The following is a 15,733-nucleotide window of genomic DNA, read 5'->3' as shown; positions in this document are numbered from 1 at the left end:
ACAAAACGAGCCGGCGGAAAGACGACGGCGAAAAGACCAGACGGACTGGGAGACCGGTGCCGATCTGGTCTTTTTCTTTCTCTATTTCTTTTTGACCACCATTCCAACTGTTACGCCCAAAGTATTTCCAAGCCGACGCTCATTCCCCATATTAATATGAAAAGAAGCGGAAACTGCAACCCCTATGCATATTCCCAGGCACATGGTATTCGATAAATAATTTTGTACCTTCTCGGCCTTCAATTTTCGATACGATATCCAAAAATTCCAGTCAAATCGGCGGAGTTTTATCAGCAGCAAATATATAAAAAGGAAGTCGTTAAAACACGCGTTGCGGAAGCCGGGGATATGGTGTATAATATTTCGAACAATATACGACAAAAAACGTCAGGCTTGTCCGACTTTTTTGCCGGCAAAGAGAACGGGACAGCGCGGTCGGCGCGGGAGTAGAAGGGGGAAACGTAACATGAGCAGTCAGGCAGTGGAAACAAGAGTAAAAAAGCTGGGCGCGTCCGTGGTGAAGGCGCTGGGAGGCAGGAATTTTGAAGCGTATTACTGCGATACAAAGGAAGAAGCCGCGGAGCTGGCTCTCAGTCTCATTCCGGAAGGATCCAGCATTTCCTGGGGCGGTTCCGTCAGCGTGGACGAGACCGGTATCAAGGATAAGCTGCGGGCGGGAAATTATACGCTGCTGGACCGGGATACAGTGGATACGCCGGAAGAAAAAACGGAAATGATGCGGCGGGGACTGACCTGCGATGTATTTTTGACGGGGACGAACGCTCTCAGCGAGGACGGGCAGCTGGTGAATATCGACGGCACCGGAAACCGGGTGGCTTCCATGTCGTTTGGACCCAGGAGCGTCATCGTGTTGGCGGGTGTGAACAAGATCGTGCAGACGGTGGAGGATGCGTATGCCCGCGCCCGCGGAACCGCGGCGCCGATCAACGCACAGAGATTTCCGGGCATGAAGACGCCCTGCTCGGTGAACGGCACCTGTGGAAACTGCAAGTCTCCGGACTGCATCTGCAGTTATATCGTGACCACGAGAATGTGCCGTCCGGCAAAGCGGATCAAGGTGATCGTGGTGGGAGAAGCTCTTGGATTTTAGCGGGATACGGAGTATTGGGGAATAAGAGAGGGGAGAGATCGTGCGGGCGGATAGACACAATAAAGTCAGGGGAGGCAGACACGCGGCGGCGGACCAGACAGACAGCGGAAAGACCAGAGTGTTTATGATCGTATTTATTGCTCTGGTGGTGCTGGCTGTGCTGGTGACGGGAGTGCGCGCGGCGGCTGCGGCCCTGGGAGAGAAAAAAGTTTTCGAGAACGAGGCGGTACTGAAAGAAGATCCGGAACTGACGGAAAAGGATGAATTCGTAGAAAAATTCGGGGAGTCGGAACGGGCGAATTTTATGTTTCTCGGTTCGGCGGACGGATTGACGGACACGATCATGGTAGCCAGCTACGATATGAAGAATCAGCGGGTGGATCTGATCTCCGTGCCCAGAGACACTTATTATCCGCGGCCCGGCTATTCCGGCGCCTGGAGCAAGATAAATTCTATCTATCACAGCAAGAAAGGCGGGGTCACGGAAGTGGCCAAAGCGGTCAGCGATGTGCTGGACGGAATGCCGATCCACTACTATATGCTGATCGACTATGAAGGTGTGGCAAACATCGTGGACGCCATCGGAGGCGTCAAATTTAACGTGCCTTTCCACATGAAATACGACGATACCACGAAAGGACACGAGCTCCATATCGATATACCGTCGGGGGAACAGCTCCTGACGAAAAAGAATGTAGTCCAGTTCCTGCGGTTCCGTCAGACCAATCCCTGGTACAAACGGCAGGGATATAAGGATTATGGAAGTATGGATGTAGGGCGCATGGAGACCCACCAGGCTTTCATGAAAGCGGCGTTTAAGCAGTCGCTCGGACCTAATTTTCCGAAGGTGGTCGGCGCCGTCATGGATAACGTAGAGAGCGATCTGGATATGGACATGGTCTGGAAGCTGGTGACGAAGGCCGGCGGACTTGAATCAGATAGTATTACAAGTTATACGCTGCCAGGCGAGCCCAAAATGCGGGAGGGAACTTCCGTGTGGGTCCTGGACGAAGACGGCGTGGAGGAAATGCTGAAAGAGATATATGACCGCACAGATGCCGGCGGGGAAGATGATGGGGGCGGTGCGGCCGGCTCCGGCGAGCCGGGCGACAGCGCGGGAAGCGCCGCTTAAACGCTGCACTGCCGCCGGCAGGGGGCGGCGCGCAAAGGGCAATTGATGCCGGCAGGTGGCGGGTGCGCAAACAGCAATTGATGCTGCTGATGGGCGCTCAAACAGCAACTGCCGCCGCTGGCCGCTGGCGCTCAAAGGGTACCGCAGCCGCTGGCCGCGATTGGGAAAAAGTGAGGAAAAGCGTGAAACTTTGCATTGGATATGCTCCGGACAAATGGATACGATGAAACATTGTGCGGAGCGAGGATATCTATTTTCATCGGCGAAAGAACCTGGTGGATCTGCGGCGCTTAGAGAAAGCTGCAGGGACTGACTGCCGGGCTGTTTTGCCGTAGGGTCGATCAGAGAAATGAAACCGCAGATGCTTATTGATATGATGCCTGCGGTTTTTTATTTTTTGGTTTTGAAAAGCTTCGCTCCTGTAAATTCTGTTGAGGAGTGAATGGAAATGGAACGTGATATGACTACCGGCGGAGTGCCGGTACAGTTGATAAAATTTGCCCTTCCTATTCTGGCGGCCAATATTTTGCAGTCAGGATACAGTATTGTGGACATGGCGGTGGTGGGAAATTTTACGGGGAGTCCGGGGCTGGCGGCGGTGAGCAGCGCGGCCATGATCAGCTTTATCATCCAATCAGTCTGCACAGGTGTGACCACAGGCGGTTCTGTACTTACGGCACAGTTTAAAGGCGCCGGGGACAGGGCGGGGCAGGGACGTACGATCTGCATGCTGGCTGTGATCTCAGCTGCCGCTGCGGTCCTCGTCACAGGGCTGGGACTTTTGCTGTACAGACCGGCGCTCTGCTGGATGAATCTTCCGGAGGCGGCCATGCCTCACGGAGTGAGCTACATGCAGATCATGTGTCTGGGAACAGTATTTGTGTTCGGCTATAATGCGGTCTGCGCGGTGATGAGGGGACTGGGAGACTCGTCAAGTCCTCTGATCTTTGTGGCGGTCGCCTCCGTTTTGAATGTGACGCTGGATCTGATACTGGTGGGACCGCTGGAAATGGGTACGCGGGGAGCAGCGCTGGCCACCGTTCTGTCCCAGGGCTTCTCCTTTGTGACAGCGCTGGTCCATCTTTTCAGGCGAGGCTTTTTCAGCGGTTTTACCGGCGGGGCGCGAAAGGGGTCGCTGATCCGTTTTTTCCGGGAGAACGGCAGACCAGATGCGTCTGTCTGCGCGGCGATTCTGCGGGTCGGTCTGCCTGCAGCGATCCAGATGGCGGTGTTGAACCTGTCCTATCTGCTGGTTACGGGCATGCTGAACGGTTTTGGCGTGACGGTGGCTGCTGCTGCGGGCGCCGGGCTGAAGGTAAACACCTTTGCAGCCATGCCCTGCTGGGCCGTGGGTCAGGCGGTGACCGCTATGGCCGGTCAGAACGCAGGCGCAGGCGATCTGAGCCGCACCGGAAAAACAGCCCGCGCCGGTGTGTTCCTGGCACTGGGCGCTACTTTTTTCATGATGCTTTTTGTCCAGACCTTCGCGGAGCAGATCATTTCCGTATTCGACAGTGATCCGGAAACTGTGCGGCAGGGCGTGATCTATCTGCGCGTCTGCTGTTCGCTGAACTGTCTTGTGTATGCTGTCATGTACACCATAGATTCCTTTGCTACCGGTGTAGGCGACTCCTTTTTCGCCATGTGCAACGCGCTGCTTCACTCGCTGGTGCTGCGGCTGTTTTTGAGCTGGCTGCTGGGGACCGTCCTCAGCGGAGGATTTATGGGGATATATTGGGCTGAATGTCTGGCTTCAGTCGTTCCCGCCCTCGTGGGCACAACATATTATTTCAGCAGCCGTTGGAAAGAAAAAGCAGCGGCCGCCGCAGCCCGCGGCGCAGGTACCGACTATTAAGGTCTGCGGCCCGGCGGGATGATTGCAACGCTGGCTTTGGAGTTTTGGAGCGGGTATTCGGTGCCCGGCGGTTGGCGCTTATGCTGGCCTGGGTCGTTCAGCGCGGAGCCGGTGGGGCGGTTTTCTCAAACCCCCGGCCGGTTGGTTGGGCGTGGGTCCCCCCGGCGGTTGGCTCTTACGCTGGCCCGGGTCGTTTAGCGCGGAGCCGGTGGGGCGATCCCCCCACCCCCTGGCGGATGATTCGGCGCGGGTACGTGCGTTCAGTCACCGGCCCCGTCCTGCGGTCTGCCGGTTGGCGGCTACGGCCTGCGGTCTGCGGTATGCTAGTTGGCGGCTACGGACGCGGCTTGGATCTGCCAGTTGGCGTTTGCGTCCGCGGTCTGCTGGGGTGGGACCGGGCGTCGGGGGACAGAGCATTTAGGTGAAATCTATGATTTTTTCTGGAATTTGTCTAAACAGCGAAAGAATATAGGTGATATTATTTGTTTTTACGGTTTTTCACCTATTTTACTCTCAGATCCGTGAGATTTATGCCAATTTTGGCGTGTAAATAGGTGAAAACGGCATTTTCTCAGTGATTTCACCTATCCGGAGTTTTAAATGAAATGGATCTGCTCCGGATCATCCAAGGCTCCTGGATCGGATCAGCGAGGAAGAAGGAATCGGCATCAGGCCGGATCCCGCGGCCTTGCGGACCTCACCAGATGTCCCGGGCGTTGCAGTGCGTGGACCTGGCGAGGCGCTGCGGGCGTTGCGGGGGCCTTGTGGACCTCTGGCGAGGCGTTGCAGTGCCCTTGCGGACCCTGGCACGGCTTTGCGGGCGTTGCCTGGCCCTTGCGGACCTGGCCGGAATTGCTGGCCCTTCGAAGTTTGTAGAATGCTGCTGCGGGGGCCTTGCGGACCTTGTGAGCCGTGCAGGCTGTGCCAGGCGTCGCGGGGCCCGCCAGGTCCCGCCGGGCTTGGCCGGACCTGGCTGCATTTTATTGACGGATCCAATGAAGAGCGATATGCTTAAGGCAGCGGATCGAATAAATAATGAGAGACGGGGTGAGATGGATGGGGATAAGGACTAGTATGAGTATGAGGCGGCGGGGGATCATAGCCGCAGCGATGAGTATGACCGCAGCGATAAGTCTGGCAGCGGCAGTTGCGTTTATGGGCGCGGCTGCGCCAGTGTTTGCAGGAACGGGAAAAACATCCGACGCGCCTATAGCCCCGCATACGGATGTGACGAAAGGTTATTATATCGACCGGCAGGGGGATCTGGTCAGCATAGAGAAGCCGTCGCAGGTGTATCTTCCCGACATTTCCTCCGTTTCAACAGGGCAGTTTGCATGTCTGGCTGTGGCGCGGGACGGACAGCTTTGGGGATGGGGCCCGGGGGCCTTCGGGCTTTTAGGCAAAGTCAGCGCGGAAGCCGATACGACTCAGCGGCCGGTGCCGGTCATGAGAGACGTACAGATGGCGTCTGTGGGCGTTTTTCATTGCGTTGCGCTGAAGAAGGACGGCAGCGTCTGGACCTGGGGGCTGAGTAATGACGGGGCGGTGGAAAATCCGGTAGATACAACGAAGATCAGCTATGAGCCGGTCAAGATCATGGAAGATGCGGTCTTTGCCCGGGCAGACGGCTATGCCAGTCTGGCCATCGGCAGGGACGGGGTCTTGTACGGGTGGGGAGACCGGATGAATATCAGGGGGGCTGCAGGTCCGGTATCGTGGAACGAACCGGTGAGGATCGCCGGAAATGTGAGATCAGCCTGCTTTACGGGTTATGAACTGTTTATGATTTTGACGGATAACAGTCTCTGGAGAATACCGCAGGACGGAAAAAGCGGCCCGGAAAAGGTGATGGAGGGCGTCCGATTTTGTGATTACGGACTTATCGTTCAGACGGACGGAAGTTTATGGCTGTGGGGTGAGAATCACGGCAGGATAGGAGATGGGACCACAGAAGATAAAACGGTCCCTGTAAAGTTGATGGACGGCGTGGCATACGCCATAAACAATTATGATATAACCGGCGTCTGCATTGTTACCAAAACCGGTGAATTGTGGATCACAGGATTCGATCCTTACAGCCCTTACAGCGAAGAGAAGGAGATGAGTCTCTATCCGCGCAAATTGTTGGATGGGGTGGCGGTCATCGCGGAAACGGCGGAGCCCACGGAGCCGGTGACGCCTTATCTCCCGGAAGGGAGTTCGTTGTCCCAGGGGGAACAGCCAGACCCGCCGGGGATGGGAGCGCCGGAAAGTCCGGGAACAGGGCCGGTCCAGGGAGCGGGATCGGTCTCGGAATCGGGTACAGGTTTGGAAACCGGTCAGGAGACCCACGGCTCAGGGGGAGGCGGAGCCGATGATGAAGCGGCCTGGCTGGCCATGGCCCTTGTCTTCGCCGGCGCCGTTGTGCTCCTTCGGATCCAATATGGGAGAAAAGGATGAGGGGCGCTATATATACACTTCGGCGGGCCAGAGGAAATTTCTGAAATAAAACTTTGCCCCCGGATGCCTTCGTGGTATACTGGACTTATAAAAAATGTAAGTTGGTGTAAACTGGTGTATGTCTTTGTTCCGATCCGGACGTGTGTGTACCGTTTTGGGCGGAGATGGGGAAAGGCGGCGAGAACAAGTGAAACGAATAATCAATACGGCAAATGTCTATGTTCAGGAATCTGACTGGAAAGATTTTGCGCTGGTAAAGCTTTGTCTGTGCTCCGTGGGTCTGATGATCGGAGCGGCTCTTCCCAAAAAGGCAAAAAAGCCTGTGATCTTTGGGGCTATGGCTGTTTTTGTCGCGACCTATGTTCCGTTGATCACGAAGTTTATGCGGATCCTGGCAACCATGCCGAAGCCGGTGGAAAAGCCGGATCGGCGCAGACCGCTGCGCCGTATGGACGAGGAATCGGCAGGGCCGGCGGACGACTGGGACGAAGATTGGGAATAGACGTCGGACGGTTTAGAGGACGGCGCGGGGGGAGGCAGGCGCATAGAGATGACCGGCTGCCGTTCACTGTGAAATAAAAACCGGAACCGTACCTGTGGGGGATACAGGGACGGTTCCGGTTTTATAATCCTGCGGATTTGATGAGGTCCGATCATAATCGGGAACTTCGATCACAGCGTTCCCATGAAGTGCTGGACGATGAGGGAAGCAGAAGCTACGGCGAACCAGCAGCAGAGTCCCAGGACAATAGGGCGAAGACCGTTGGTGAACAATTTTTTCAGATCAGTATTCAGCCCGATGGCCACCATTGCCATAACGATGAGGAATTTTCCAAAGGTCGCCAACCCGTGGGAAAACTCCACGGGAATTCCGGCAAACGTATTGATGATCGCCGTGGCGATAAAGCCCAAGACAAACCAGGGGAAAACGCGGGCAAAGCTGAAGGTGTTCTCAGCCATCTGGCTGTCTGCGCCCTCACAGCCTGCGGCTGCGCCGTCTGCCGCTGAAGCAGCGGCCGCTTTCTTCGCTTTTCCGGCGGTGTAGATCGCCAGTATCAGCGTGATGGGAACGATCATCAGTGTGCGGGTCAGTTTTACGATAGTGGCGAAATCCAGAGCTATATTGTTTCCCGCCGCGCTGCTCCAGGACGCTCCGGCGGCGACTACGGAGGAAGTGTCGTTGATCGCGGTCCCCGCCCACATTCCGAAACCGATGTCTGTGAGACCTAATGCGTGCCCCAGCGCCGGGAAGAGGAATACGGCGGCAATGTTGAACAGGAAGATCGTGGAGATCGCCTGAGCCACATCTTCGTCGCTGGCCCGGATGACAGGGGCGGTGGCCGCGATGGCCGAACCGCCGCAGATGCAGGTGCCCACGCCGATGAGCGTCATGGTTCCTCCATCGATCTTCAGCGCTCTTCCGGCGATCCATGCTGTGAGGAAAGAAGCCGAAAGGGTGAACAGCATGACCATGAGGGATTGGCTGCCTACCTTGATCACATTGAATAAATTCATTTCGAATCCCAACAGGATAATGGAATATTGCAGTATTTTTTTCGACGTGAATTTAATGCCTGCGGAAGCAGACGCGGAGCGGACCCCGCTCAATGCGGTGGCTCCCAGAAGCATTCCCAGCAGAATGCCGAAAACAGGTCCGCCGATAATGGGAAGCCGGAGTCCCAGGTACCAGGCCGGAGCCGCGATGGCAAGACACAGCAGAACGCCTGGAAGCGTGCCGGCGGCAGCGGGGGCTGCGGCATGGGTATGGACTGCGGTCTTGGCGTTGTTCGTCAGATCTGCGGCCACTGCTGCGGCGGCATGAAACTCCGACGCGGCTGCGGAGGCAGCGGTGGAGAATTCCGATGCGGCTGCGGAAGCGACAGTGGAAAATTCTGATGCGGCTGCGGAAGCGACAGTGGAAAATTCTGATGCTGCTACGGAAGCGACGGCAGAAAGTTCCGATGCGGCTGCGGATAACTCAGAAGCAGCTGCAGCTGCGGCTGCTTCCGCGGGAGTTTGAATAGCGGCGGCGGAGGCGTCGGCGGTCATGTTCGCGTCGACGGAGGTCTGGACAGGTTTCATGGCATTGGTCTCCTTTCAGATTGGGTTTTGCAATTACCGGAACAATGTATCTGGTAATATTATGTCTTCTTGTATCTGCGCCGGGCCCCTTGGTCCGGGACCGGAAAACACGCTTTATCTGGTGTTCGCAATAGTTATCGTCAGAACCCAGTATAATCCTGTCATATCATAAATTCAAATTATCATATTTTATATATAATAAATATATGTTATGATATTTGTACACTACCCGCGAAACAGGGGGGAAAGGAGTTCACTTGCTGGATCTGAAAATCGTCACTTTCTTAAAAGTGGTGGAAACAAAGAGCTATACGGCTGCGGCCGATGTGCTGCATATGACGCAGCCTGCGGTGACGCAGCAGATCCACCGTCTGGAGGAGCATTATGGCTGCCGGCTGGTGGAGTTTTCCGGGCGTTCCTTCCGTCTGACGGAGGGAGGAAGAGCGTTGTACGAATATGCGCTGCTGCAGCAGGTCAACGAGAGGCTGCTGATTTCCAGGATCGACGGGATGAAAAGCCCCATGCGTATCGGAGCCACACTCTCTGCAGCGGATTATTACCTGCAGCCGGCACTGAATTCATATATACTGGACAGGGAAAACAAGGTGCGCATTTCCGTGGCCAACACGGAGACGCTGCTCTCACGGCTGGTAAAAGGGCAGCTGGACTGTGCTTTTGTGGAGGGAAATTTCGATCGGGAACTATTCGCGTACAAAGAGTTTTGCCGCGCCGATTTTCGCCCGGTAGCCGCCTCGTCCCATCCTCTGGCAGGCAGAAATATGCGAATCGAGGAGCTTTACACCTATCCGCTGCTTTTGCGGGAATCCGGTTCGGGTACGCGGGATATTTTAGAGAATTATCTCCGGGAACAGAACGATTCGATCAGATCCTTTGACCATCGGATCGAGATGAGCAGTTTCGTGATGATCAAGAAACTGCTCAGGGAATCGAACGCGATCTCTTTTATGTACGAGGCTGTGGCGGAGGAGGAAGTGAAGAGAGGAGAACTCTGTTTCTTACAGCCGCTCAATTACAATGTGAGTCATCCCCTTCATTTTGTCTGGCTGAAAAACGGTCTCGGCAGCAGAGCGGCAGAGAAGGTCCTGTTCCACATGGAAAGTGAAAGGAAGAGGAAAGCCTGATGAAACAAAATGCGATCATTCCCATCTTTATACCTCACAAGGGCTGTCCCAACGACTGTGTCTTCTGCAATCAGAAAAAGATCACGGCAAGGCAGAAGCCCTTCGAGATCTCCGATGTGCGGGGACGCATTGAAGAATATCTGCCCACACTGCTGGGCCGTGGACTTTCCACGCTGGAGATCGCTTTTTTCGGCGGCAGTTTTACGGGGATCCCTCTGGAAGAACAGCAGGCTTATCTCGCTGTGGCGAAGGAATATAAGGACCGGGGACTGGTGCAGAGGATCCGGCTCTCTACCAGACCGGATTATATCGACGACAGAATACTGGAAAACCTGAGGATCTGGGGCGTAGATCTCATTGAGCTGGGCGTCCAGTCGCTGGATCCGGAGGTCCTGCGGCGGTCCAACCGGGGACACGGACCGCAGATCGTATATGAAAGCGCGGCGAAGATCAGAGAAGCCGGATTTGAACTTGGCATCCAGCTGATGATCGGCCTGCCGGGAGATACAAAGGAAAAGTCCCTTTATTCCGTCAGGGAGGCTGTGGGGATGAAACCTGCTGTGGCAAGACTTTACCCTACGGTGATCCTGAAGGAGACGGCCCTTTACGAGGATTGGAAGTCAGGGCGGTTTCAGCCTTTTTCCCAGGAGGCTATGGTGGATGTGACGAAAGAAATGTACCGTATTTTGCGGGACGCTGGCGTCAATGTCATCCGCGTCGGGCTGAAGAGCACCGATCTTATCAGCGGCAAAGAGGGGAGCGCAGCTGTGGCGGAGACGTATCATCCAGCCTTTCGGCAGCTGATCTGCGCGGAGCTTGCCAAGGAGGAACTGGAGAGGCAGCTGACCGCCCTTCTGGCCGAAGGAACCGGGAGACCGCCGGAAGAGCGGGAACGGATGGCAGGACAGGAACGGTCGCAAGTGCGGGAACGGACGGCGCCCGGCGGCGGGAACAGCCGGCGGCGCGTCCTGTTTTCGAGCTGCGGGGAAAGTTTTTCCGACATGATCGGCAACCGGGGCAGCAACCGCGCCTATTTTGAGGAGAAGTACCCGGAGCTGCTCTTCCGTTTCTGCAGGGACGACAGTCTGGGACAGGAACGCTACCGGGCGGAGTGGGATCAGCGTACGGGCCGGCGGCCAGATCGTTAAGGTCGCTGGATCGTTAAGGCGGCCGGATCGGCGGCCAGAGCGTCTTCCCCGGGTCCGCGGGAAAAGCATTGGTGGCCGCAGAGCTGCCGAGGCGGCGGCAGGCAGACGTTTTTCCCAGGTCCCCAGCGGAAAAAGCGCGAAAGTAAAATAAAAAAAGATACATACTAAGAAAGGAAAGTTTTTATGGTAAACATCGGAAATGACTGGGACGGGCTTTTGGAAGAAGAATTCGAGAAAGCGTATTACCTGAAGCTTCGGGAGTTCCTTGTGGAAGAATATAAGACCAGGCGTATTTATCCTTCCATGTACGATATCTTCAACGCGCTGAAGGCTACGCCCTATGAAAAGGTAAAGGCGGTGATCCTGGGACAGGATCCGTACCACGGCCCCGGACAGGCCCACGGAATGTGCTTCTCGGTAAAGAAAGGCGTTCCTCAGCCACCGTCGCTGGTCAATATTTTTAAAGAAATCCAGGACGATCTGGGGATCCAGCCGCCCGGCCACGGGTATCTGCAGTCCTGGGCGGAGCAGGGCGTGCTGCTTTTGAATACTGTGCTCACGGTGCGGGCCGGTGCGGCAAATTCCCACAGGGGAAAAGGATGGGAGATCTTTACCGACAAGATCATCTCTCTGCTCAACGATCGGGAGGAACCCATCGTCTTCCTGCTCTGGGGCGGCAACGCCAGGTCGAAGACTTCACTGATCACGAACCCCAGGCATCTGATCCTCACCGCTGCCCATCCCAGCCCGCTGTCCGCCTCGGGCGGCTTTTTCGGCTGCCGGCATTTTTCCAAGGCCAACCGCTTTCTGGAGGAATGCGGGGAAGGACCGGTAGACTGGCGTATTCCGGAGTAAAAAGGTTTTTTGGCCCATCGAAAATCGGATAAGTGCATACAATCGGGCCTATTGCATGCATAAAAGCGATTTTAGAACAATTTAGAGCACTATTGCACATTGCACTTTTGTATACAAAAGGAGTAAAATAATAGTTAAGCATGGTAATGTTTCCGCGGGGCTCCTCCCTGGGGAGGCAGCCTGTTTTTGCAGTGCGAGCATCAGGCCCCGGGTAGCGACAGAAGCAGGGCGGACGAAACGCAGGCTTGACGAAGGGTCAGGCGCGGCCGCCGTGCAGGCGGGACGCGGCAGGAGACGCGCCGGCGCCGAAGATGTGTAAAAAAGAGAAGAGGAGAAAAGGAGAATCATTATGAAAAAGAGCAGATTACTTGCATTATTCCTTGTTCTGGCGCTGGTTCTGACCGCTTTTGCGGGATGCGGAGGCGACAACGGCGGCAACGGAGACGGGGAAAAGACTTATACCATCGGAACGGATACCACCTTTGCGCCTTTTGAATTTGAAGACGAGGCCGGCAATTTCGTGGGCATCGACATGGAACTTCTGGATGCCATCGCCCAGGACCAGGGCTTTAAGTATGAGCTGGAGATCCTGGGATTCGACGCGGCCTGCCAGGCGCTGGAAGCCGGTCAGGTGGACGGTGTGATCGCGGGAATGAGCATTAAGCCCGACCGTGAGGAAAAGTATGATTTCTCCGAGCCGTACTTCGATTCCGGCGTGGTCATGGGCATCGCGGCGGACAATGATACGATCAAGAGCTACGAAGATCTGAAAGGAAAGACCGTGGCTGTAAAGATCGGTACGGAGGGCGAGGCTTTTGCAGAATCCATCGCTGATCAGTATGGCTTCGAAATGACTCATCTTCAGGACTCTGCTTTCATGTATGAGGACGTAAAGAGCGGAAATTCCGTGGCTTGTTTTGAGGACTATCCGGTTCTTGGCTACGGTGTGTCCCAGAACAACGGACTGAAGATCGTAACTGAAATGGAACGCGGTTCGTCTTACGGCTTTGCGGTCCTGAAGGGCGAGAACCCGGAACTGATCGAAATGTTCAACGCAGGACTGAAAAATCTCAGGGACAGCGGCAAATATCAGGAGATCCTGGACAAATATATCGTGACGGAAGTCGCGGGCGATGATGGAGCTGAAGATGGAGCCGATGCCGAGTAGGCTGTAAAAGTGAACGATCCGCCTTCGTGGCCGAAATGACGGCTGCGGAGAAGGGCGGGATACCGCGGACCACCGCACGTGCGGCGGTCCGCGGCAATTTGAGAAAGAATTGGTTAAGGAGCGGCATATATGTTTGAGCATGTGATATCAGTTGTGACACAGGCGCTGCCGAAACTCTGCACGGGAATGGCGCTGACCATCCAGATGACGCTGTTCGGCGTTATCATCGCGTTTATCATCGGTCTTATCGCCTGCCTTGCGAGGATCTCGCGCTTCAAAATTTTCAGCGCGGTCTCGGGAGCGTACATCTATATCATCCGGGGAACGCCCATGTTGGTGCAGGCATTTTTCCTGTATTTTGGCGTGGCGCAGCTTCTGCCTTTTAAGCTGAGCAAAAATCTCGTGGGCATCATCACGATCAGCCTGAACGCCGGCGCGTACATGGCGGAGATTTTCCGGGGAAGTATCCAGTCGATCAGCAAGGGACAGATGGAAGCGGCGCGCAGCCTGGGGCTGCCCTACGGCACAGCCATGAGAAAGGTCATCCTTCCTCAGGCGCTGCGGCGCTCGATCCCTTCGCTGACCAATCAGGTGATCATTTCGCTGAAGGACGTATCCATTCTGTCCGCCATCGGCGTGGCGGAGATCTTTCAGGCCGGAAAGATCATTACCGCAAGGAATATGGAGTCCACGATCATCTGGACCACGGTGGGCGCGATCTATCTCATCGTCGTATTCCTGCTGACAAAGCTGGCAAACTACGTGGAGAGGAGGACTTCCTATGGTCAAAGTACAAATAAAAAATCTTCGTAAGTGCTTCGGCGATCTGGAGGTCTTGAAAGATATCGACTTCACCGTGGACGACGGCGAAGTGGTCTGCGTCATCGGCCCCTCGGGTTCGGGAAAATCCACGCTTCTTCGCTGCATCAACGCGCTGGAGGTGCCCACAGGCGGCACCATCATCGTGGACGATCACGAGATCACAGACAAGCACCAGGACATCAATAAGCTGCGCGAAAATATCGGAATGGTGTTTCAGCAGTTCAATTTGTTTCCCCATATGACAGTAAAGAAGAACGTCATGATGGCGCCGGTGGACCGGAAGAAGATGACGAAGGAGGAAGCGGATAAAAAAGCCGTGGCGCTGCTGGAAACGGTAGGTCTGGCTTCCAAATCAGACGAGTACCCCGACAATCTGTCCGGCGGCCAGCAGCAGCGCGTGGCTATCGCCAGGGCCCTTGCCATGAACCCTGACGTCATGCTTTTCGACGAGCCGACCAGCGCGCTGGACCCTGAGATGGTGGGAGACGTGCTGGCGGTCATGAAGCGGCTGGCGGAGCAGGGAATGACCATGATCGTGGTCACCCATGAGATGGGCTTTGCCAGAGAGGTGGCGGACCGGGTAGTATTCATGGACGGCGGCGTCATCGTCGAACAGGGAAGACCGGAAGACATCTTTGGAAATCCCCAGAATGAACGGACTATCGCCTTTTTGAACAGCGTACTGTAGCGGAAGGCGCAGAAAAATCTGAATACGATGAAAGAGAAAAAGCTTCGGCAGGCGGATACCTGTCCGGAGTTTTTTTATCATCAAAAGCGTAAACGATCGGCGCCCGCCTGCTGAATGCCACGAAAAGTAGCATAAAAAATCAGAATGCAATCTACTCTTGCTTGTAATGCAAAGTATGATTTCCTATACTTGACGTATCATAAAAATGGAGGTCAGGAAAATGACATTTGCAGAAAAATTGAAAGCGATCCGTAAACAGACTGGTTTTTCACAGGAACAGCTTGCTGAGAAACTTGGGGTGTCCAGACAGGCGGTCACAAAATGGGAAACCAATACGGGTATCCCCGACGTTGAAAATATTATGGCGATCTCCGCCCTGTTTGATATTTCTATTGATGAATTGCTTTCCAATGAAACAGGAACAAAGAAGACGGAGGATTTCTTATTTGAAAGTGTAACGGAATACGACATTGCCGAACAGAAGCACTATGATATGAAATTCGGCGGAGCAAAAAAATTGATCTTGTCCGGATATAAAGGTGAGAAAATCCGCGTCCGCTTAACGTCCAACACCTTGCCGGCGCTTCAGAGTGATTTTAAGGTGAAGATCGATGATACAAGAAAGCGTATCGATGTGGATCTGAGCCGTAAAAATGGAGTGACAGAAGCAGCTGCAAAAGAAGCGCTGCATATTTTTGTCCAGATCCCGTCGCCTTATGCGGGAAAGATCGAGTGTGGGGTAAACGCGGAAGCGATTGAGGTGCATGACCTTGAGTGCGACAGCATTGAGTTTGACGCAAAAACTTTTAATGTTGTATTGGACGAGGTGATCGGCAATGTGGAAATAAACTGTAATCTGGACATGAATATCCTCTGTACGAGTCTGAACGGTGCAGTCGAGATCAATCAGATATCCGCCACCTCAAGAATTACTGTCCCCGCAGACGCAGGTTTTGCAGTCATTAAGAAGGGCATTGCCACCAGCATTTCCTTTGAAAAGGATGGAAAGCCGGCAGATGCCTTTGATGTGCAGGAATCGGATAACGTAATAGAGCTGAACGGAATGAAAAGCGAACTCGTTGTCTGTACCCTGGGGCAGGAGGGGGAGCGGTGAGAAATTGCCGCTTTACGCCGGATGAACCGTGATGTATACTTCACTCAAACGATGACGACGCACGGCAGCGCGGCGGACGGCAAAGGCCGCCCGGGAATGGCGCAGAGCCCCGGGCGGCGCAGCACGATACCGGCGGCAGAAGCAGCTGCGGCAGAAAGCAGCTGCGGAAGGGACAGG

13 protein-coding genes are annotated in these 15,733 nt (G+C 54.9%); 12 read left to right on the top strand and 1 reads right to left on the bottom strand.

Going from position 1 to position 15,733, the window contains the following annotated elements; translation table 11 throughout:
* Positions 1-466: 466 nt before the first annotated feature.
* The 5 genes from E0E37_RS03580 (at position 467) to E0E37_RS03560 (ending at position 7,039) form a co-directional block, all read left to right on the top strand.
* Entirely contained in the window at positions 467-1,111 is a 645-nt protein-coding gene (locus E0E37_RS03580) for a lactate utilization protein (protein WP_130861597.1), read from the top strand.
* A 40-nt stretch (positions 1,112-1,151) separates the two neighbouring features.
* Positions 1,152-2,243 carry an LCP family protein gene (locus E0E37_RS03575; RefSeq protein ID WP_130861596.1) on the top strand — a complete coding sequence of 364 codons (1,092 nt, stop codon included), beginning with the start codon at positions 1,152-1,154 and terminating at the stop codon, positions 2,241-2,243.
* A 448-nt stretch (positions 2,244-2,691) separates the two neighbouring features.
* Entirely contained in the window at positions 2,692-4,098 is a 1,407-nt protein-coding gene (locus tag E0E37_RS03570) for an MATE family efflux transporter (RefSeq protein ID WP_330548534.1), read from the top strand.
* 1,074 nt (positions 4,099-5,172) lie between these two features.
* The gene (locus E0E37_RS03565; RefSeq protein ID WP_165445184.1) at positions 5,173-6,537 is read left to right on the top strand and encodes an RCC1 domain-containing protein; all 1,365 of its coding nucleotides are present in this window, start codon (positions 5,173-5,175) and stop codon (positions 6,535-6,537) included.
* 187 nt (positions 6,538-6,724) lie between these two features.
* The gene (locus E0E37_RS03560; RefSeq protein ID WP_207302915.1) at positions 6,725-7,039 is read left to right on the top strand and encodes a hypothetical protein; all 315 of its coding nucleotides are present in this window, start codon (positions 6,725-6,727) and stop codon (positions 7,037-7,039) included.
* A 170-nt stretch (positions 7,040-7,209) separates the two neighbouring features.
* Here the strand turns inward: E0E37_RS03560 and E0E37_RS03555 are convergent, their stop codons facing one another.
* Positions 7,210-8,619, bottom strand: coding sequence for a YeiH family protein (locus E0E37_RS03555; protein WP_330548533.1), 1,410 nt, complete (start codon positions 8,617-8,619; stop codon positions 7,210-7,212).
* Between the two features lie 257 nt (positions 8,620-8,876).
* Between E0E37_RS03555 and E0E37_RS03550 the strand changes: the two genes are divergently transcribed.
* The 7 genes from E0E37_RS03550 to E0E37_RS03520 all read left to right on the top strand — a co-directional run bounded on the left by E0E37_RS03550 (position 8,877) and on the right by E0E37_RS03520 (position 15,556).
* Positions 8,877-9,761, top strand: a complete 885-nt coding sequence (locus E0E37_RS03550) for a LysR family transcriptional regulator (protein WP_165445183.1) — start codon at positions 8,877-8,879, stop codon at positions 9,759-9,761.
* Positions 9,761-10,909: an elongator complex protein 3 gene (locus E0E37_RS03545; RefSeq protein ID WP_130861592.1), complete on the top strand. Its 1,149-nt coding sequence runs from the start codon at positions 9,761-9,763 to the stop codon at positions 10,907-10,909. Before E0E37_RS03550 ends, E0E37_RS03545 begins: the two co-directional genes overlap by 1 nt.
* Positions 10,910-11,092: 183 nt before the next feature.
* Complete coding sequence (locus E0E37_RS03540; protein WP_130861591.1) at positions 11,093-11,764, top strand: uracil-DNA glycosylase; 672 nt, start codon at positions 11,093-11,095, stop codon at positions 11,762-11,764.
* A 349-nt stretch (positions 11,765-12,113) separates the two neighbouring features.
* Positions 12,114-12,932: a transporter substrate-binding domain-containing protein gene (locus E0E37_RS03535; RefSeq protein WP_130861590.1), complete on the top strand. Its 819-nt coding sequence runs from the start codon at positions 12,114-12,116 to the stop codon at positions 12,930-12,932.
* Between the two features lie 129 nt (positions 12,933-13,061).
* Entirely contained in the window at positions 13,062-13,745 is a 684-nt protein-coding gene (locus tag E0E37_RS03530) for an amino acid ABC transporter permease (RefSeq protein ID WP_130861589.1), read from the top strand.
* Entirely contained in the window at positions 13,714-14,442 is a 729-nt protein-coding gene (locus tag E0E37_RS03525; RefSeq protein ID WP_130861588.1) for an amino acid ABC transporter ATP-binding protein, read from the top strand. Before E0E37_RS03530 ends, E0E37_RS03525 begins: the two co-directional genes overlap by 32 nt.
* A 220-nt stretch (positions 14,443-14,662) precedes the next feature.
* Complete coding sequence (locus tag E0E37_RS03520) at positions 14,663-15,556, top strand: helix-turn-helix domain-containing protein (protein ID WP_130861587.1); 894 nt, start codon at positions 14,663-14,665, stop codon at positions 15,554-15,556.
* The last annotated feature ends 177 nt before the right edge of the window (positions 15,557-15,733 follow it).

Source organism: Bacilliculturomica massiliensis (genome assembly GCF_900605495.1).
GTDB classification, from domain to species: domain Bacteria; phylum Bacillota; class Clostridia; order Peptostreptococcales; family Anaerovoracaceae; genus Bacilliculturomica; species Bacilliculturomica massiliensis.
This window is presented reverse-complemented; position numbering and strand designations above follow the sequence as displayed.

Bases quoted from the DNA above. Each gene is read 5' to 3' on its own strand.
- E0E37_RS03580 (WP_130861597.1), top strand. From the start codon at position 467: ATGAGCAGTCAGGCAGTGGAAACAAGAGTAAAAAAGCTGGGCGCGTCC.
- E0E37_RS03570 (WP_330548534.1), top strand. From the start codon at position 2,692: ATGGAACGTGATATGACTACCGGCGGAGTGCCGGTACAGTTGATAAAA.
- E0E37_RS03565 (WP_165445184.1), top strand. From the start codon at position 5,173: ATGAGTATGAGGCGGCGGGGGATCATAGCCGCAGCGATGAGTATGACC.
- E0E37_RS03555 (WP_330548533.1), bottom strand. From the start codon at position 8,619: ATGAAACCTGTCCAGACCTCCGTCGACGCGAACATGACCGCCGACGCC.
- E0E37_RS03545 (WP_130861592.1), top strand. From the start codon at position 9,761: ATGAAACAAAATGCGATCATTCCCATCTTTATACCTCACAAGGGCTGT.
- E0E37_RS03540 (WP_130861591.1), top strand. From the start codon at position 11,093: ATGGTAAACATCGGAAATGACTGGGACGGGCTTTTGGAAGAAGAATTC.
- E0E37_RS03535 (WP_130861590.1), top strand. From the start codon at position 12,114: ATGAAAAAGAGCAGATTACTTGCATTATTCCTTGTTCTGGCGCTGGTT.
- E0E37_RS03530 (WP_130861589.1), top strand. From the start codon at position 13,062: ATGTTTGAGCATGTGATATCAGTTGTGACACAGGCGCTGCCGAAACTC.
- E0E37_RS03525 (WP_130861588.1), top strand. From the start codon at position 13,714: ATGGTCAAAGTACAAATAAAAAATCTTCGTAAGTGCTTCGGCGATCTG.
- E0E37_RS03520 (WP_130861587.1), top strand. From the start codon at position 14,663: ATGACATTTGCAGAAAAATTGAAAGCGATCCGTAAACAGACTGGTTTT.